We start from the raw sequence: 19,604 nt of genomic DNA on the forward strand, positions 1-19,604 counted from the left end.
AAATGAGCGTCAATCGAGCAACTTCAAGCACGAAGCCTCGGGGGTGGCGCAGGTTCATGTCAATAGCGCCGGCGGTGGTGGCGGTCAGTCCGGCCGGTCATCACCCCGGTCCGCGGGCGGCCGTCCGGCCACCCGGCGGGCCGGCCGACGTAGGCTGCCTGAACCGTGCCCCTTCGCCGACTGGGAGACCCGCGTGAGCGATCCGACCGTCCCGGACAAGAAGCCCTTCCTCTACGTCGTCGTCTGCGCGAGCGGCATCGCCGGTGACGTGGGCAAGCTGATCACCGCGGCCCAGGAGGCGAATTGGGACGTCGGTGTCGTCGCCACACCGCAGGGCCTCGGTTTCATCGACGCCGAGGCGGTCGAGGCGCAGACCGGCTACCCGATCCGCTCCGCATGGCGCCTGCCCGGGGACCCCCGCCCACTGCCGCCCGCGGACGCCATCGCGGTCGCCCCCGCCACGTTCAACACGATCAACAAATGGGCGGCCGGGATCTCCGACACCCTCGCCCTGGGCATCCTGTGCGAGGCGTACGGCATGGGCGTACCGACCGTGGCACTGCCCTGCCTGAACTCCGCCCAGGCCGCCCACCCCGCCTACCGCCGGAGCCTGGACCGGCTGCGGGAAATGGGTGTCCTGATCGGCTCGTGGGAACCCCTGCGGCCCGGGACCGCGGGTGGAGCGGACCGCTACCGCTGGGAGGAAGCCCTGGAACTGCTGGACAGCGTGGCCGGCACCGCACGCTGACCGCCTCCCCGACGACCGGAGGACGGCGAGGTCTCACGTCGTACTCCCGGCATTCGGACTGGCGCCGGGGAGAGCCGGTCCGGCGGGGCGCTCGAACCGCAGACCGAACAGGTCCGCGTACACCTCCAGACGACGGCGTACCCACTCGGGCGCCTCCGTCACGGCCCGGGCGCAGTGCCCGACCCGGTCCTGCCCGACCGCACCGGTCAGCGCGGGAAGCCTCCCGTCGAGGCGCTCGGAGAGGATCGTCAGGTCCTGCCAGCCGGGTACGACGTCGGGTACGCCGGTGATCGACGGCGGTGCCGCCTCCAGCGCGAGATACGGAAGGAGACGCCGTTGCCAGGTGTCCCGTACCGACTCGCCGAGACGGGCGGCGATGCCGACCAGATCGAGGGGGTGCAGCGGGGCCCCGGGTGCGGAGACGCGGTACGCGGGGTCGGTCGCCACGGCGTCGTGGGCGGTGGGCACGTGGTCCGGCAGGGCCGCCTCAGCCTCCTCGGACAGTTCGGGCACGAGCGCGCCGATGGCCCGCAGGGGGCTGAGTGCCCGGTACGCCGCCCGTGCACCGATGTTGCGGGCGCGGGCGTAGCCCACGAGCCGGTGCGCGGTGAGCGGGACCCAGTGAGGGGTCTCGAACCACTCGTAGTCCACGTCCTCGCGCGGGCCCGCCTCGGTCAGAGCCGCCACCTCGTCCCAGGTCGGGACGAACTTCCGCAGCTCCTTGGGCGGGTGCGGGGCCACGAGAGCGGTGCTCAGCCCCAACTGGCGGGCTTCCCGGTGCGCGGTGCCCCACAGGACCGACAGGTTCTGCCGGAGTCGCTGGCTTCCGGTGAACAGCACGGCCGAGGTGGCCGGTACTGGGTAGTCGGCGCCGTCCCAGCCGGGGTCCTCCCCGGAGAACGCGTACCTGCTGGGAGCGGGCAGATCGTCCCAGGCGCGCAGCAGGTTTCCCGCAGCCGGGATTTCCACCCCGGCCTCCGTCAACTCGTCCATGCAGCAGGCCAGTTCCTCCCACGATGTCTCGTGGGAGCGGACGAACGCGAGGTCCTGGAGCGAGAGGCCGTCCTCCAGGCGGATGTCCGCCTCGTGCAGCCACCGTACGATGTTGGCGGTGTCGGGTGAGGGGACGGCGTCCCGTCCGGGCGAGCGCTTGGTGTACCGCCGGTGGTGGACCAGTCCGAGGGCCTCCGTCCGGCGGGCCAGGACGCGGTCGGCCTCCCACACGGAGAGGTCGCATTCGGCGGCGACCTCGATGGTCGCGGCCCAGGGCAGCACGGGGCGGCCGTCGGCACCGTGGACGACGTACCGTCGCAGGATGTCCAGCAGGTGGGCCGGCACCGAGGCCCATCGGGCCGCCAGGACCGGGTCGGGAACGGGGCGGCCCAGCCAGGCGAACTCGGCCATGCGCCGCTGTACTTCGCCGGCGTCGAGGCCCGTCGCGGCGGCCACGACCGGTACGTCCCAGGGCTGGACGGCGGGCCGCCAGCGGCGCTCGTCCTCCTGGAGGTAGAGAAGCCTCAGTTCGTCGTCCGTGCACACATGGTCACGGTGGTGGTCGGGGACGGCACCCAGCGGCCTGCCCACGAACGGCGCGTACCGAGCGCATGCCTCGGCGAGTTCGCCCAGCGGCTCGCGGAACGTCGCGGAGGCGCGGGCGATGCCGGAGAGGTCTTCGGGGCGGTGCCGGTAACAGATCTCGTCGGCGGGCCGGCGCCTGGGTGGCAGGGGGCGCCCCCAGACCGTGATGGCGAGGCGGCCGTCCAGCGGATCGGGTTCGCTCCCCAGGAGGCCCCTCATGATGGACCAGTCGGTGAAGTCCGGTTTCCAGTCCAGGTCGCCGTCATCGAGAACGGGCGGCCCCGCCAGCCGCGGATGGACGACGCGCAGGCCCCGCGTCGCGTGGAGCACCTCCGCCACGGTCGTCTCCTGCTCCCTGGCCACCGCGACCGCGACCCGCCAGTCGCCCTCGACCTTGGCCGCGATGTCGGACCAGCCCGGTCGTGGCACGGGATGGCCCGAGAGGGACAGGGGCACCGCCTGCTTCCGGGTCCGGAACTCGGGACCGAGGGCGGCCAGCCGCCAGGGCCGGATCACGTCCGCGATCTTCTCCTCCTCACGCCGGACGTGCCGGTCGCGCCGGTCGTCCAAGGAGGCGTCCAGCCGGAACCAGCCGACTTCGTCGAGGTTCACCTGCCGGCCGAGGCCGTCCGACGCGAGCACCCCGTGCCCCGACAGGGCCTGCCACAGGATGCGGGCGATCGACGGCTCGCGGGACTCCATGCTCCACAACCACCGCAGGCTCGGCCCCGGCCCTGCGGGGAGCGCCCGGGCGCCGCGCTGAAACTGCTCACGTGCCCATAGGACGTCGTAACTCTCCAACTTCTTGCGGTTGACACTGAGTTCACCCGCATGCGCCCCCGACAGATTGAGGACGTACCCGAAGGTCCGCTTGTCCGTGGCGATTCCGTCGCACACGATCGCTCCGTCGCCGGAGACCCACCACAGCGTGCCCGGCACCGCCTCGACGGCGAACCGGGTGGAGAACGCGCCCGGACCCTCTCCGGCCTTGAGACACCCGGGCATCCAGGTCTCCTCGGTGCCGTCCTGGTCGCGCACCTCCAGCCGGAACTCGCTGAGCAGGACCAGGGAGCGCAGCACCGACACGGCGGAGTTCCCGCGCAGCGCTCCCGCACGGCGCAGGTGCAGCCGGACGCGGGTGCCGCCTTCGGCCAGCGCCGCGCCCCCGCGCTCATCGTCCTCGCGCACCCGGAAGAGGCTGCCGCTGACCGGGATCTCGACGCGCAGCGCCTTCTCGGCCGGCCGGCCGTCCGGGCCGACCGGCCGGGTCACGATCGTCATCTCGTCGGCGAGCATGAAGTAGCTGAAGACGCCGATGCCGAAACGGCTGTTGGGGTAGAGCCGCAGGGAACTGTCGTGACGCAGCCACGCGGCCTGCTCCCGGCGGAACGAGTGCGACTGGTCGAAGCGGCGGCCGGCCCGGGTGAAGGTGTTCTTCAGCTGGTCGACGGTCATGCCGACGCCGTTGTCCACGCACTCGATGTAACGGCCGCGGCTGTCCTCGCCCACCTCGATGCGGATCCGGCCCTCCCACTGCGCGGGTGCCCGGCCGAGGCCGCGCAGATACCGGACGCGCATCTCCCGGTAGCGGCAGGCGTCCATGGCGTTCTGGTACAGCTCCCGCAGCGCGAGTTCGGGCTCGCCGTCGTACAGTTTCTCGCCCATCAGCAGGCGGCGGATCTCCGTCTGCGACAGGGAGAAACGTGCGAGCGGCACGTCGTACGTGTCCGTGCCGTGCTCGCGGTCCGGCCGCAGCCGGTGGTCGGACAGCCGCGCGGGGAGCGCTCGCAGCAGCGCGCCCTCGTCCTGTGGGAGGTGGCGGGCCGACTCCCGCAGTGCATAGCCGAGGTCGTCGGCGTCCTCGACGACCGAAGCGAGTGCCGCGTGGATCGCCGGGTGCGGGCAGACCGCGTCCAGATGCAGGTACGAGGGACTGTGACAGTCCTGCTCGAGGTCCCAGAAGGCGTCCCGCAGCACGGTGATCAGCTCGCGTGGCACCACCGGATCGGAGACGGCGAGATGCTCGGCGACGACCTCCGGCAGACACCGGGCGTCGAAGGCGAGCAGGCCCGCGAGCCGCAGCAGCGCCGCAAGGGGCCGTACGCGCAGGCGCCACGGAGTCCTGCCCACGACGTGACGGTCCGGCGGCAGCCGCCGGTCGTCCGGCGGAGCCCCGAGCGAGAGACCCGCGGCGACCGTGCGCAACGCCGTGGACAGCGCCCCGGCCCGGCCGCCGGGACGCTCGCCCGCGGTGGGCGGTGCCACGTCGAGGAGCCGGGCCACGAAGCCGTCGGCGAGCACCGCGGGCACGGCCTCCTCCTCGGTCGCGAACCGCTCCTCGATCCAGCGGTGGACCAGCCACAGCGTGACGGCGTGCCGGTCGTCGGCGGGATCCGCCGGCCACAGGGGGGAGTCCTCGAGCTTCTCGGCGATCTGGGGGTAGTGCTCGGTGATCTGCTCGTAGTGCCGCCGCTGGTCGCCGGCCTGGGCCCTGCGCCGCACGAGCCGCGGACGGAACTCGGCGGCCTGGCTCAGCCGTTCGGCCCAGGCCGTCTCGTGCAGCAGGACGCCGGCGATCAGTGCGGTGACCTCCAGCGCGGACAGCTCGGCGTCCTTGGGCAGGAGCAGGGGCAGCCGCTCGGTCAGCAGCCGTACCGGGTACTCGTCGTCGGCCCATGGATCGGGCAGCCGCTGCTGAGCACGGTGGACGTGGCGGGCGGCCTGCGTGGCCAGCGAGGACAGGCAGTCCTGAAGGTGCGCCAGGGTCTCGGTGTCGCAGCCCGGCACCCGTTCCCAGAGGGCCGGTGTGCGTACGGCGTCCTGCCAGGCCTCCAGGAGCCGCCTGCCCTCGGCGACCTCCAGGGACCTGGTCCGCTCCGCCAGGTCGTCGCCGTAGCGGATCACCACCTGCTGGGGTCCGGCCGACGCCCGTCTCGCGAGCGCTGCGGTCTCGCGTTTGACGGCCTCGTACACCTGCTCCACGGTCGTGGCCTCGGTCAGCGGGCAGAAGGCCCGGGCGAGCGCCGACGTGAAGAAGCTGCCGGTCTCGGCGAAGCCACTGAACTCACCGGGGCCACAGCTCGTCAGCACGGCGAAGCCGCTGTGCGGGGGACCCTTGACGATGTAGCTGCCGAAGGCCGGCGTCTCCTCGCCCCCCGCCCGGCGGCAGGCGTCGATCAGCCACAGCACGGTGCCCGCCGTGCAGTTCGCCAGGTACCGGCTGATGTCGGCTTCCAGGAGCGACTCCCGTACGTGGGGCTGCTCCCACGCGGCCGCGTCGTCGCCGGCGGGAGCGCGGGCGTCCGAGGGAACCAGGTAGTCGGTGGTGCCGATCCGGACGCCGTGGCCGGTGAAGTACAGGAGCAGGGTGCTGCCGGGCGGCGCGCTCGCGGACAGGGCCGCGATACGTTCGGTGATCTCGTTCCGGGTGGGGTTCCGCAGCTCCTGCACCGCGTAGCCGCTGTCCTCGAGGGAGGAGCGCAGCGCGTGCAGATCCGCGTCGACCGTCGCCGCCAGGGACGGAAGCAGATGCTCCGCCCCCGGATTCCCGCCCACGCCGATGAGCAGGGCGATTCGTCTGTTGTCCGCCACTCGGCCCCCGTTCCCCTCCGACCCGCCCATGTTTCCATCCGGCCCGGCCGCGGTGGGGGAGTATCGGTCAGGCCGAGGTGGGGGAGTATCGGTCAGGCCGCCGGGGCCCGGTCGTCACACGGCCGGGGCGTGCGCGAACGCCCGGCCGCGCGGCTGGGTCGGCGTCCCGGTGGTGGCCGGGTCGTCACGGGCGGCCGGGGCGGCGGGGACGGCTCAGAGGCCGCCGGTGTTGAGCAGCCGGTTGGGGGTGTCGGAGCGGACGCCGTGCAGGACGCCGCGGGTGGCCGTGTGGTCCAGCCAGACGTGGACCTGGTCGGCCGTGGCGTGCGGGTGTGCCGACAGGTACAGCGCGATCACGCCGGTCGCATGCGGCGCCGCCCAGGACGTCGCGCCGCCGTCCTCCGTGGCCGTACCGCCGCCGGCGAGGGCGGCGGTCACCTTCTGGCCGGGGGCGTACAGGTCCACGCACCGTCCGTAGCCCGAGCCGTAGGAGCCGCCGTCGCTCCACGGGCGGTCGTTCGAGGTGGAGGCCGCCACCACGATCGTGCCGGGGACACCGGCCGGGGAGTGCTTGCAGGCGTCGTCATGGAAGTTGCCGGCCGACACCACCGTCGGGATCCCCGCGTCGACCATCTTCTTCACGGCGGACTCCAGGGCCGCCGACCGGTGGTCGAGGTTGAGCGACATGTTCACCACCGCGGGCTTCTGCGCGTGCGCGGTGACCCACTTGACCGACTTCACCACGGCCGCCTCGGCCGCCGTAGGGGAGCCGCCGCCCTCGCTCTCGCACACGATGCCCTGGACCCGTACGAGGTCCGCCTTGGGTGCCACCCCGTACTTCGCCCCGCCGATGATGCCCGCGACGAACGTGCCGTGGCCCATCCCGTCCTCGCTGAAGCAGTCGCCGGAGTCCTTCGCGCCCACGAAGTCGGCGCCCAGGCGGGCGCGTCCGCCGAACTCCTTGTGGGTGATGTCCATCCCGGTGTCGATCACGTAGACGTGCACGCCCTTGCCCGTGGCGGTGGTGGTGAGCTTCCCGTTCAGCGGCCGGGACCGCTGGTCCAGGATGTCCAGGTTCCACGGAACCTTCCGGGTGATGGCCGACGCCGCGGTCCGCGCGGCCCCGGACATCGTTCCCACGGTGCCGAGAGACGTCTGCGCCGAGGCGGACGACGCTCCGTCCCCGGACGACGCTCCGTCCCCGGACGACGCTCCGTTCTCGGAGGACGTCACGGACGCCCCCGTCCGGTGCGCGGAGGTCTTCCCGCCACTGCCCTTGGCCGCCGCGCCGGCCTGCCCGCTACAGGCCGAGGCTCCGAGCACCGTCGCCACGGCCACCGCCATGAGACCTGCCTTCGTCACGTTCCGCGCCACAACGTCCCCCCACATCCCCGCTTCGTACACAGTCAGCGCACAAGACGACTCCAGGGGGCGGGCGGTTGCAGCGGAGCGGGCGGTTGCAGCGGAGCGCGCGGGCGCGGTGCGCCGGGTTCGGTCGGTCGGGTTCGGTCGGGCGGGGGGCTGCCGAGTGGGGTGTGCCGGGTTCGGTCGGGCGGGGGTGGGGCCCCGAGTGGGGCGTGCCGGGTTCGGTCGGTCGGGGGTGGGGCTGCGGGGGTGGGGTCACCGAGCCGGCATGTGTGCAAGGCCCGGGCGGCCGCAGGTGGGAGCACCGAGCCGGGGTGCCCCGGGGTCGGCCGGGCAGGGGTGGGGGCGCCGCTGCTGCACGGTCACGCCGGCGGGATCGCGATCCGCAGGGGTGCCGTCGGCGACGTCAGCGCGGCGGTCTCGGCGGCGCAGGCGGTGTCCGTCCACCAGTCGGCGCCGTCCTCCGCGTACCGCAGCAGCACGCCCTCGCGGATCGCCCAGGGGGAGACGACGGCCCGGGGCAGGCCCATCAGCTTCAGCGCCGTGTGCCCGACGACCGCTCCGGCCAGACTCTGGGCGGCGCGCGGCGCGGAGATACCGGGCAGTTGGGCCCGTTCGGCGGCGGGCAGCGCGGCGAGGGTGCGCACCGCCTCGTGCAGCTCCCGGCAGACCAGTTCCCGCTCCACGAACGGGCCGAACCGCCCCGGCGCGGCCCCGCAGAGCCGGGCCAGCTGCTGGAACGTGCGGGAGCTGACGGCAGCGGTACGCGGCCTTTCCCAGCGGATCCGTGCGGCCACGTCCCGCAGTTCATGCCGGATCCGGCGGCGCAGCTCCTTCAGCTCGCCCGGCCCGGGCGGGTCCTGGACGCCCAGGTACTCCTGGGTCAGCCGGTTCGCGCCGAGCGGCAGGGACGCGGCGAAGTCGGGCAGCCGGCCCCGGCCGAAGGCCACCTCCAGCGAGCCGCCGCCGATGTCGAGCAGTGCCAGGGGGCCCGCCTTCCAGCCCAGCCAGCGACGGGCCGCCAGGAAGGTCAGCTCGGCCTCCGTCTCACCGGGCAGGGTGCACATGCGGATCCCGGTCCCGGACGCCACCCGCTTGAGCACCTCCTGGCGGTTGGGGGCGTTGCGGACCACCGCGGTCGCGAAGGCCAGCGGACCGGACGCATGCCATCTGCGCGCCGCCGCGCCCGCCGCGCCCACCGCCTTGACCAGCCGCTCCACCGCCTCCTCGGCGATGGTGCCGTCCGGGCCGACCTGTTCGGACAGGCGCAGCTTCCACTTGACCGTGTGCACCGGCAGCGGAACGTCGCCCTCCACATCTGCGATCACCAGTCGGACCGTGTTCGACCCCGCGTCCACCACACTCACCCGCATGGCCGGGAACTACCCACTTCACCGGCGACAACGCGTCACACGGGGGGCGTGTCGGCGCACGGCCGTCCCGGCGCGTGCCTCAGGACCGGCTCATGGGGGAGCCCGACGCGGGCCGGTGGCGTCAGGCGCACGGTGCGGGTCCCGTCGGGCGCGGTCCTGACCGGGGCCTGTGCGCGCCACCCGTCGCTCTCCCTCGGGTGCGGATCCCGCGGGCGGGGGCGCCGTGCGTCCGGATGCCGTGCGTCCGTCCGGTCATTTCATGATTCCGTGCAATTCGCCCCCGGCTGTCGGCGTGTGTTGCCGTTGCCGTGGGAAGACATGGTCTATTCCTGACAGCGCTGTCGAGTTCACATGCCTGTCGTGATTACTTCGGTTCTCGAGACGGTGGTTGTCACTTACAGCCGGTGAAGTGGACGACAGTTGCCGAGGTGCGTTGTCGCGCCCGAACCGTTCGTGAGGTGTATGCGCATGCGTCATACCCATGTCCAAGGTACTCCCCGGAGTTCCGCTCGTGCCCGCACACGACTCGCCGTCACCGTCGTGCTCGCCGTGACGGCACCCGCCTTCCTGTCCGGCGCGGCGGAGGCGGGTTCGGGATCCGCCACGCATACCGTGCCCGCCGCGCGGGTCGTACAGGCCGCGCGGGCGGTACCGGCCACGCGGACCGCGGTGACCGAGCGGTGGACGACGCAGACCCTCGCTCCCGGAGTCACGGTCCGCACCGGTGCCCTCCTGCACCCCGACGCGAAGCACTCCTGGACGGTCACCGTACAGGCCCCGAGCAAGACCCGGTGGACCTCCGACGACCCGGACGCACCCATGACCTGGGCCGAGGTCGCCACCCACCGCTGGGCCGACGAAACCGCGCGCAAGCTGCAACGGGCCGGTCTGCGGCCCCGGGTGGAGAGCGTGCAGTGGCCGCGTTACGCCGACACGCCGCACGGGCTGATGGGGTACCGGGTCCGCGTCGGCCACTTCGCCACCCAGGAGGAGGCGAAGAAGGCGGCACAGGACGTCATCGCGGCCGGGTTCCACACGACTGCCTCCTGGACCGGCTACGACATCCAGGAGCCGGCCGACCGGCAGAACATCCATGTGGCGGTCATCGACCCGAAGACCTTCGAGGGAACGGTCGAGGCCACCCACGACGGCGACGTGACACGGCGTGAGACCACCTCGGCGGTCGCCCGGAAGCTGAACTCGCTGGTCGGGGTCAACGGCGGCTTCTTCGTGCTGTCGACGGCCGACGGCGTACCGGGCACCATGTCCGGGATCGGCGCCTACCAGGGCGAACTCGAGTCGATGGCGGCCGGCTCCCGCTCCGCGCTGCTCATCGAGGACGGCGGTCGCGGCATCCGGATCGCGGACGTCACGAGCACCGTCACCGCCCGGTCGGGCAAGGCCTCGTACCACATCCAGGGCATCAACCGGGTGCCCGGCACGGTCCGGGACTGCGGCCGCCCCGGCAGCACGCCCAGCGAGCTGCCCTGGCAGGACGTGACGTGTCAACTCGCCGACGACATGGTCCAGTTCACCACCGCCTTCCAGGCGAACCTGCCCACCGGTCCCGGCGTGCAGGTCGTGCTGGACGCAGCCGGCCGTGTCGTCTCCGTCGGCACGCGCGGCGGACGCGTACCCGTGGGCGGGCACGTGCTCCAGGGCATCGGACGGGCGGCCGACTGGCTGACGGCGCACGCCAAGTCCTCCAGCCGCATCCAGGTCGGCGAAGTCGTCCGCACGGCCGAGGGCAGACGTGTCGCACTCGACGACGACGACTCGATCGTCAGCGCGGCCCCGACCCTGGTGAAGGACGGTCGCATCGACATCGACGCCGCCGCCGAAGGCGTGATCGACCCGGAGTACACGTCCTTCGGATACGCGTGGGCCAACGTCCGTCAGCCCCGCACCCTGGCGGGCATCGACGGGCGGGGCCGGCTGCTCCTCGCGACGGTGGACGGGCGGCTGAAGAACGGCAGCGAAGGGTTCACCATCTACGAGGCCGCGACGTTCATGAAGTCGCTCGGTGCCGTCCAGGCGATGAACCTCGACGGCGGCGGCTCCACCGCCATGGCCGTCAACGGCACGCTGGTCAACAACCCGTCCGACGCCGCCGGCGAGCGCCCGGTCGGGGACACCGTCCAGGTCCTGCCGTCGAAGTACTGACACCCGCTCGGGGCCGAGCCTTCCCCGCGTCCATGGCCACTCGCCGGCCGTGTCCGAATCTCGGCCCCGCACTCCCCTGCGCGACCACCGCTGCCCTTGGATGGTCGGGACCACTGCCGGCGCGCAGGGGCGGCAGGCGAGCGGAGCGGATGCGATGAGGGTACTGGTGATCGGCGGTGGCATCGCGGGGACCGCGACCGCCTTGGGGCTGCACAAGGCCGGCTTCGACGTCACCGTGTTCGAGGCCCACCCGGACACGGCCGAGGACATCGGCGCCTTCCTTACCCTGGCCGGCAACGGCATGCGGGCGCTGGCGGAACTGGGCGCGACGGGCGCCGTCACGGCCGTCGGTTTTCCGCTGACTTCGCTGCGGCTGCTGGACGGTCAGGGCGCCGAGGTGATGCACGTACCGATGGGCGAGACGGACGACCCCGCGCTGCGTTACCGCTGTCTGCGCCGCGGCGAGCTGAACACCGCCCTCCAGGACGAGGCGGTCCGGCGCGGCATCCGGCTGCGCCACGGCGCCCGGCTGGTGTCCGTGACGGACGACCCCGACGGTGTGACCGCGGGCTTCGACGACGGCACCACCGTCACCGGAGACCTGCTCGTCGGAGCCGACGGACTGAACTCGACCGTGCGCCGGCTCCGTATGCCCGGGGTGCGGCCCGTCTACGCCGGCCAGCGCGTCTACTACGGCTACACCGGCACCGTGTCCGCGCCCGGCCCGGACGGCGCCATCACCATGGTGCGGGGCAGCGGGACCGCCTTCGGGTACGCGGTGTCCCCGGCGGGGGAGACGTACTGGTTCGCCCGCGCCGCCGGCGAGCCGCTACCCGCAGGGGCGTCCGCCGCGCCGGCCGCCGTGCTGCGCGAGCAGTTGCTGCCGCTGCTGCGCGAGGACGCCACGCCCGCCGCCGGCCTGGTCGACGCCTCCGCCGACGCGGTCATGGTCACCAACGCCACGGAGCTGCCGCTCGGCACCCCCTGGCGCAGCGGACGTGTCCTGCTCGTCGGCGACTCGGCCCACGCGGCCTCCCCGGCCACCGGGCAGGGCGCCTCGATGGCCCTGGAGGACGCCGTCGTCCTGGCCAAGGCGCTGCGCGACCTGCCCGAACCGGAGGCGGCGTTCGCGCGGTACGAGCGGCACCGGCGTCCCCGGGTGGAGCACAACATCACGGTCAGCGGCGGCCTCTCCCGCGGCACCCGCACACCGTCCGGCCCAGCCCCCGTCATGGCCCGCCCCGCCGAGCCGGACGAGCAGCTCATCCGCCAACTCGCCTGGGACACCCCCCTCGCCGCCGCGCCGTCCGACCCGCGCTGACCCGGAAGGAACACGGGAAGCCGGCCGCCGCGGCGAGAACGTGCCGTAGCGGTAGCGGTAGCCAAGGCCGTAGCGGTAGCCGTAGCCGTAGCCAGGGCCGTAGACGAGCCCTGGGCCGGGGAACACGCGGGACCGGCCGTCGTGGCGGCCCTGTCTGCCACACCGCCCCGCTCGGCCCGCCCGTCCGCGTCACCGCCCCGCTCGGCCGGCCCGTCCGCGTCACGGCCCCGCTCGGCCGGGCGTGCGCGAACGTGGTCGTGCTGGCCGGAATTCGCGCGCGAAAGTGCAAGAGGCGGGCCACGGGAGTCCATTGCCGGGGCGACGCCGGGGGCCGGATCGTTCCGTGCAACCGGCCCTTCGGCAACTAGGAGCTCCCGTGCGACTGTCGAGCAGAGCAGGCGGCACCGTGGCCGCTGCCGTCGCCCTCGTCCTGGGCGGCGCCACCGCGTCCCCCGCGCAGACCGCGCCCCCCACCGACGCCGGCTACACCGTGACCGTGGGAACCCCGGTACCGTTCACCCACCCCACGGACACGCCGGCCACCCCGTACCTCGACCGGGACGGCACCTTCCACTACCAGCAGTCCGCCGCGCTCTACGGCGCCGACGACCCGCGGGTATGGGACTTCTACACCGGCAAGGACTTCGACTCGGCGACGTACGACAAGAAGCTCAGCGAGGCGGTGAACCCGGCCGACCCCGCCGACCGCAACGACGACACCACCCGGCGTTGCAACAACAGCCCGACCGGCCGCGCGGCGACCTACGCCCCGAGCGGCTCGGGCTACGCGCAGAAGAACTACTGCGACCTGTCCGGGGTGTGGGTCGACCCCGACACCGGTGACTGGTACGGCCTGGTGCACAACGAGTTCACGCCGCAGCCCTTCGGCGACGGGCTGCACTACGACGCCATCGACTACGCCGTCTCCACCGACCGCGGCCGCACCTGGACCATCAGGGACCACGCGATCACCTCGCCGTACAGCACGAAGCGCGCCGACACCACGGCCTTCCCGCACCAGACGTACTCCTATGGCGACGGCGACCAGCGCCTGTTCGTCGACACCGCCTCCGGCTACTTCTACGTCTATTACGGCTCGCGGATCGTCGACAAGAGCGGCGGCTGGAAGGCGTTCTACGAGCACGTGGCCCGTGCCCCGATCGCCGCGAAGATGGCTCCCGGCTCCTGGCGCAAGTGGTACGACGGCGCCTGGTCCCAGCCCGGCACGGGCGGCCGGGAGAGCAACATCGTCCCCGTCGACGCGAACCACCCCACCGGCTACACCCCCGTCTCCGCCGAGTACGACCCGGCGAACACCGGCACCGCCGCCGAACAGATCGCGGCCGGCAAGATGCCCCCGACCTCACCGCTGTTCGTGATGAACATCGCCTACGACGCATACCTCGGCCGCTACATCGGCACACCGCAGGCCGTCGACCAGAGCGGCGACGCGCCGCAGTACCTGTACGCCACCGACGACCTGGCCACCCAGAAATGGCAAGTCATCGGCGACACGGGTGACTACACCACCGCCTCCTGGTACCGCTGGTTCCTGGATCCGGTCAGCCGCACCGGCTCCGCCGTCGTCGGGAAGACCTTCCGCGCCTACTGCTCCTTCGGCTGCTCGCACGGCTCCTCCGGCGAGTACGTCGACCTCACCGTCGACTCCTCCGCACCGGCCGCCCCGCCCATGGACACCCGCCGCGCCTACCGCATCGCCGGCGGCACGGGCCGGATCCTCGCGCAGGTGTCCGGCGGCTCCGCCGTCACCTCCGTGACCCGGTCCACCGGCTCCACCCGCGCCGCGTGGTCCTTCACCCCGACAGACGACGGCGCCTTCACCCTCACCAACGCGGCGACCGGCCGGCTGCTGGGCGTCGACTCCACGAGAACGGCCGGCCGTGCCTGGGGCGCCCAGCCCACGGTCACCGCGGCCCGGGCCGGCGGACCGGCCGTCGGGCAGCAGTGGTTCGTGATCCCCGCGGCCTCCGGCGACGGCACCTACCGCCTGGTCAACCGCTACAGCGGCCTCGTGCTCGGCCTCTCCGCCACCTCCGGCCGCCGCGCCGAGACCACCCCGCTGCGCACCTGGACGGACACCGGCACCGATTCCGTCGGCGACGGACGCACCGCGGCCGAACAGACCCTGTCCTTCACCCCCGCCAAGGGCTAGGAGCGCCGATCAGGCCCCGTTGCCGACGGCCGCGCTCAGTCAACTGCGGTGAGCCGCAGGGTTGTTGACATGGGCCACCACGGCCGGGCCCCGTCGGCCGGGCCCGCGCGGCGGTGCGGGCCGGCTCCGGTGGGGCCCGGTCGGCTCCCCGTATCCTGCACCCATGTCGATCATCAACGGGGAGTCCGGCGGCAACGTGGAGTCCGGCAACAAGGGGAAGTCCGGCGGCAACGTGGAGTCCGGCAACAACGTGGAGTCCGACGCCCGGTTGGCCGTGACCGCGGCCCAGGCCGGTGCGGCGGTGGTGCGCGAGCTGTACGGCCGGCGGCTGGACCGCTACGCGAAGTCCGGCGGCGACTTCGCGACGGAGGCGGACCTCGCCGCCGAGCGGGCCATCCTGGACGTCCTGCGCGCCGCCCGCCCCGGGGACGCGGTCACGGCCGAGGAGAGCGGACGCACCGGCGCCGCCGGCGCCGGCCGCCGCTGGCTGGTCGACCCGCTGTGCGGCACGCTCAACTACGCGGTGCAGAGCATGCTCGTCGGGGTGAACGTGGCCCTGCGGGTGGGCGGTGAGATCACCGCGGCGGCGACGGCCGACCCGTTCAGCGGCGAGGTGTTCTGGACCGACGGCGAGCGGGCCCGGGTCCGCCGGGACGGCGAAGACGCGGCGCTGACGCCCACGGCCGGGTCCGCGCTGGTGGACGTCAACCTCGACCCGCCGTTCCCGAACGCGCCCGGATTCCAGGCGGTTCGCATGCTGGCCGACCCCGGTTTCACGGAGCGTTTCCGGCCCAGGGTGATCTCCAGCAGCCTCGCGGTGGCCTGGGTCGCCGCCGGACGCCGGGCCGCGTACGTCACCGACGGCCACCTGACCGACAGCGTGCACTTCGCCGCCGGCATCGCGCTGTGCCGCGCGGCGGGCTGCACGGTCACCGGCCTTGACGGCGAGCCGCTGCACACCGGTGCGGGCGGACTGATCGCGGCGGCCGACTCCGGGACGCACGCCGCCCTGCTGGACCTGGTCAGGAGCCAGGCGGACCCCTCACGTCGAGCCTGACCGGCACCGTCCCGGCGTCCGGAGCCGCGGTCCGCGGCTTCGGGGGAACGCGCCGGTCCGGCACGTCAGTTGAAGGAGATCCCTACCGAAGGCTTGTGGCCCGCTTGGTTCATCACTTAAATCAAAACATGAACTAAGCCGTGGGGTCGACTCCTTCGACCCCGCATTCCTCTGGAGCCGCCGCATGAGATGGAGATCCCTGGGCGTCGCGCTGTCCGCCACGGCCGCGCTGATCGCCCTGCCCGCCACACACCCCTCGGCCACAGCGGCCGAAACCCCCCTGTCCCAGGGGAAGACGGCCACCGCGTCGTCCCAGGAGAACACCGGCACCGCCGCCGCCCAGGCCGTCGACGGCGACACCGGGACCCGCTGGTCCTCGGCCGCGGGCGACGACCAGTGGCTCCGGATCGACCTGGGCGGTACCGCCGACGTGACCCGGGTGGTGCTGAACTGGGAGACCGCCTACGGCAAGGACTACCGGGTCCAGATATCCGCGGACGGCACCACCTGGACCGACCTGAGGTCCGTCACCGGCTCCGACGGCGGCGTCGACACCCTCGACGTGTCCGGCCAGGGCCGCTACGTCCGGATGCTCGGCGTGCACCGCGCCACCCAATGGGGGTACTCCCTCTGGGAGTTCCAGGTCTACGGCAGCACGGGCGGCGGCGGGCCGGACTGCGGCACCGCCGACGCCGCGCAGGGCAGGCCCGCCTCGGCCTCCTCCACCGAGAACGCCGGGACACCCGCGTCCGCCGCTTTCGACGGCGACACCGCGACCCGCTGGTCGAGCCAGGCCGCCGACCCGCAGTGGCTCCAGGTCGACCTCGGTTCCGTCCAGGACCTGTGCAAGGTCGACCTGAACTGGGAGGCCGCCTACGCCAAGGACTTCCAGATCCAGGCCTCCACCGACGGCCAGAACTGGAACACGCTTCGCAGCGTCACCGCGGCGAGCGGGGGCAAGGCGTCGTACGACGTCAGCGGCTCCGGCCGGTACGTCCGGATCCACGGCACCGCCCGCGGCACCGGCTACGGCTACTCCCTGTGGGAGGTCGCCGTGCACACCGGCACCACCGGCCTCCCGCCGGTCCAGGGCGGCGGCGACCTCGGCCCGAACGTCATCGTCGTCGACCCCTCCACCCCCGACCTCCAGCAGAAGTTCGACCAGGTCTTCGCCCAGCAGGAATCCGCCCAGTTCGGCACCGGCCGCTACCAGTTCCTGCTCAAGCCCGGCACCTACAACGGCATCAACGCCCAGCTCGGCTTCTACACCTCGATCTCGGGCCTCGGCCTGAACCCCGACGACACCCAGATCAACGGCGACGTGACCGTCGACGCCGGCTGGTTCAACGGCAACGCCACCCAGAACTTCTGGCGCTCGGCGGAGAACCTCGCCATCACGCCGTCCAACGGAACCGACCGCTGGGCGGTCGCACAGGCCGCACCCTTCCGCCGTATCCACGTCAAGGGCGGCCTCAACCTCGCCCCGAACGGCTACGGCTGGGCGTCCGGCGGCTACATCGCGGACTCGAAGATCGACGGCACCGTCGGCCCGTACTCCCAGCAGCAGTGGTACACCCGGGACAGCTCGGTCGGCGGCTGGACCAACGGCGTCTGGAACATGACCTTCTCCGGCGTCCAGGGCGCACCCGCCACCAACTTCGACAGCGGCCCGTACACCACGCTGGACACCACCCCCGTCTCCCGTGAGAAGCCGTTCCTCTACCTGGACGGCAGCGCCTACAAGGTGTTCGTCCCCGCCAAGCGGACCAACGCCCGGGGCGTCTCCTGGCCGGCGAACGCGGGCACGTCCATCCCGCTCGACCAGTTCTACGTCGTGAAGCCCGGCGCGACCGCCGCCACCATCGACGCGGCCCTCGCCCAGGGCCTCAACCTCCTGTTCACTCCCGGTGTCTACCACCTCGACCGGACCATCGACGTCACCCGCGCGAACACCGTCGTCCTCGGCCTCGGACTCGCGACCCTGGTCCCGGACAACGGCGTCGACGCGATGCACGTCGCCGACGTCGACGGCGTGAAGCTCGCCGGGTTCCTCATCGACGCGGGCCCGGCCGAATCCGGCACGCTGCTGCGGATCGGCGAGCCCGGCTCCACCGCCGACCACTCCGCCAACCCCACCACCATGCAGGACGTGTTCATCCGCGTCGGCGGTGCCGGACCCGGTCTCGCCACCGACTCCGTGGTCGTCAACAGCGACGACGTCATCGTCGACCACACCTGGATCTGGCGCGCCGACCACGGCAGCGGCGTCGGCTGGGACACCAACCGCGCCGACTACGGCCTGCGCGTGAACGGCGACGACGTCCTGGCCACCGGCCTGTTCGTCGAGCACTTCAACAAGTACGACGTCTACTGGAACGGGGAACGCGGCCGGACGATCTTCTTCCAGAACGAGAAGGCGTACGACGCCCCGAACGCCGCCGCCGTCACCCACGACGGCATCACCGGCTACGCGGCCTACAAGGTCGCCGACTCCGTCACCACCCACGATGCGTGGGGTCTGGGAAGCTACTGCAACTACACGGCCGATCCGTCGATCGTGCAGGCGCACGGCTTCCAGGTGCCCCCGACGCCGGGGATCAGGATGCACGACCTACAGGTGATCTCCCTCGGCGGAAAGGGCCAGTACGCGCACGTCGTGAACAACACCGGCGCACCCACCTCGGGGACCGACACGATCCCGTCCAAGGTGACGTCCTTCCCGTAGGACCCCCCGCGTCCCGTACGGAGGACCGCCCTTCGTACGGGACGCCGGTCAGCCGTCGGACAGCGTCTGGTGCGGAGGCCGGCGGTAGGTGCTCCGGTACAGGGAGGCGAAGCGGCCCGGGTGGTGGAAGCCCCAGCGGGCCGCGATCTCCGTGACCGTGACCCCGTCGCCGGGGCCGGCCGCCACCAGGTCGTGATGGGCGTGCGCGAGCCGTACCCGGCGCAGCCGGCCGAGCGGTGTGGTGTTCAGATGACGGCGGAAGGCGTACTGCAGCGCGCGCACCGTGACATGGGCCGCGGCGGCGATGTCGGCGACCGTGACGGGCTGGTCCGCGTGGTCGTCGATGTAGGCGAGTGCGCGGCGCAGCACCGCCGGGTGCACGTCGTCGCCGTCGGCGCCGGCGGGCTCGTCCAGCGCCGTGTTGGGGAACGCGGCCAGGACGCTCGCCGCCAGGTGCTGGGCGGCCGTGGCCGCGATCAGCGGCTGGTCCGCGACCTCCGGATCGGCGAGCACCGTGTCCCGCAGATGGGTGATCGTCCGGCGCAGCTGCCGCGCCGCCCCCGCCGAGCGCGGCCGGTGACCGGTCAGCCGTACCGGCCGCGACTCGTCCGGGCCCGTGGCCACCTGGGAGAGCAGTGCCGGGTCCAGCATCGTGATGTTGTAGCGGGCGTTGCAGATCCTGCCCGAGTACGGCAGGTCCGGCGGGGCGAACAGCACCACGTCACCCGGGCCGAAGGAGTCCTCGACGCCCTGGAAGCGGTGGTCCCGCACCGTTCCCTCGTGCACCACGCACAGACAGATCCGGCCCAGCGGTGTCACCGAGTAGGCCATCTCGAAGTCCAGCGACAGCTCGTCGACGCTCACCGAGGGAACGCCGGTGCGGCGGATGCGGGCCCGGGTCGATCCGGGTGTACCGCTGGCGATACGCATCCTGGCGTAGGCGTGGCTGAGGAAATCCTCCGTCACGTTCAGGTCGTCGCTGTCGAAGGTGAGCGATTCCATGGGCCCCGATTGCCCCCTTCCGGTGCTTCCATGTCTCCGCTGACCAGCAGCTTTTCGTTTTTTGTACGGCGGCTTGCCCGGTTGTTCGCCTGGCGGCTGTCGCCGGGCGGCCGGGCTGCGCAGGGTGATCTCATGATCGGACGTGACGAGCAGGCGGCGGACCAGCTGACGGCACTCCAGGAGGAGGTCGGCCACCTGCGCCAGGCCCTGATCTCGCACGCATTGATCGACCAGGCGATCGGCGTGGTCATCACCCTGGGCGGACTTCGCCCGGAGCAGGGCTGGGACGCCCTCAAGCACATGTCGCAGCACACCAACATCAAACTGCGCGAGGTGGCGCGCTGCATGGTGGAGTGGCCGGCCCGCGGCAGAGTCCCCGAGGTGATCCGCCGGGCGCTGCCCGCCGCCGTGGAGTACGCGCGCACGCGTGCCGACGCCGACGGGCGGGAGGACGCGCGGGAGGTCCGCTGCGGCCGTCCGGCCTGAGCGCGACCAGAGCGCCGCCGTA

General features: G+C 72.6%; 11 protein-coding genes. 7 read left to right on the forward strand and 4 right to left on the reverse strand.

The genetic code is table 11. From position 1 onward, the window contains the following. The first annotated feature begins 193 nt into the window (after positions 1–193). Positions 194–748 carry a flavoprotein gene (locus JK361_RS06025; RefSeq protein WP_201814601.1) on the forward strand — a complete coding sequence of 185 codons (555 nt, stop codon included), beginning with the start codon at positions 194–196 and terminating at the stop codon, positions 746–748. Positions 749–781: 33 nt separating this feature from the next. Here the strand turns inward: JK361_RS06025 and JK361_RS06030 are convergent, their stop codons facing one another. The 3 genes from JK361_RS06030 to JK361_RS06040 all read right to left on the reverse strand — a co-directional run bounded on the left by JK361_RS06030 (position 782) and on the right by JK361_RS06040 (position 8,655). After that, positions 782–5,917: an HD domain-containing protein gene (locus tag JK361_RS06030; protein ID WP_201814602.1), complete on the reverse strand. Its 5,136-nt coding sequence runs from the start codon at positions 5,915–5,917 to the stop codon at positions 782–784. Positions 5,918–6,130: 213 nt separating this feature from the next. Then, the gene (locus JK361_RS06035; protein ID WP_307787182.1) at positions 6,131–7,279 is read right to left on the reverse strand and encodes a S8 family peptidase; all 1,149 of its coding nucleotides are present in this window, start codon (positions 7,277–7,279) and stop codon (positions 6,131–6,133) included. A 365-nt stretch (positions 7,280–7,644) separates the two neighbouring features. Continuing rightward, positions 7,645–8,655, reverse strand: a complete 1,011-nt coding sequence (locus tag JK361_RS06040; protein ID WP_201814604.1) for a Ppx/GppA family phosphatase — start codon at positions 8,653–8,655, stop codon at positions 7,645–7,647. A 549-nt stretch (positions 8,656–9,204) separates the two neighbouring features. Between JK361_RS06040 and JK361_RS06045 the strand changes: the two genes are divergently transcribed. The 5 genes from JK361_RS06045 (at position 9,205) to JK361_RS06065 (ending at position 18,094) form a co-directional block, all read left to right on the forward strand. Continuing rightward, complete coding sequence (locus JK361_RS06045) at positions 9,205–10,818, forward strand: phosphodiester glycosidase family protein (protein ID WP_307787183.1); 1,614 nt, start codon at positions 9,205–9,207, stop codon at positions 10,816–10,818. Between the two features lie 154 nt (positions 10,819–10,972). Continuing rightward, the gene (locus tag JK361_RS06050; RefSeq protein ID WP_201814606.1) at positions 10,973–12,139 is read left to right on the forward strand and encodes an FAD-dependent oxidoreductase; all 1,167 of its coding nucleotides are present in this window, start codon (positions 10,973–10,975) and stop codon (positions 12,137–12,139) included. A 376-nt stretch (positions 12,140–12,515) separates the two neighbouring features. Continuing rightward, a complete protein-coding gene (locus JK361_RS06055; protein WP_307787185.1) occupies positions 12,516–14,312 on the forward strand; it encodes an RICIN domain-containing protein in 1,797 nt (598 codons plus the stop codon). 163 nt (positions 14,313–14,475) lie between these two features. Further along, the gene (locus JK361_RS06060; RefSeq protein WP_201814607.1) at positions 14,476–15,369 is read left to right on the forward strand and encodes an inositol monophosphatase family protein; all 894 of its coding nucleotides are present in this window, start codon (positions 14,476–14,478) and stop codon (positions 15,367–15,369) included. Positions 15,370–15,553: 184 nt separating this feature from the next. Then, positions 15,554–18,094, forward strand: coding sequence for a discoidin domain-containing protein (locus JK361_RS06065; RefSeq protein WP_201814608.1), 2,541 nt, complete (start codon positions 15,554–15,556; stop codon positions 18,092–18,094). Positions 18,095–18,142: 48 nt separating this feature from the next. Here JK361_RS06065 and JK361_RS06070 read toward each other — a convergent pair whose 3' ends face one another. Then, positions 18,143–19,096, reverse strand: coding sequence for a helix-turn-helix transcriptional regulator (locus JK361_RS06070; RefSeq protein WP_201814609.1), 954 nt, complete (start codon positions 19,094–19,096; stop codon positions 18,143–18,145). Positions 19,097–19,228: 132 nt separating this feature from the next. Here JK361_RS06070 and JK361_RS06075 point away from each other — a divergent pair, with 132 nt between their 5' ends. Next, the gene (locus JK361_RS06075; protein WP_201814610.1) at positions 19,229–19,582 is read left to right on the forward strand and encodes an ANTAR domain-containing protein; all 354 of its coding nucleotides are present in this window, start codon (positions 19,229–19,231) and stop codon (positions 19,580–19,582) included. Positions 19,583–19,604 lie beyond the last annotated feature (22 nt).

Source organism: Streptomyces musisoli, from assembly GCF_016741855.1.
GTDB classification, from domain to species: Bacteria; Actinomycetota; Actinomycetes; order Streptomycetales; family Streptomycetaceae; genus Streptomyces; species Streptomyces musisoli.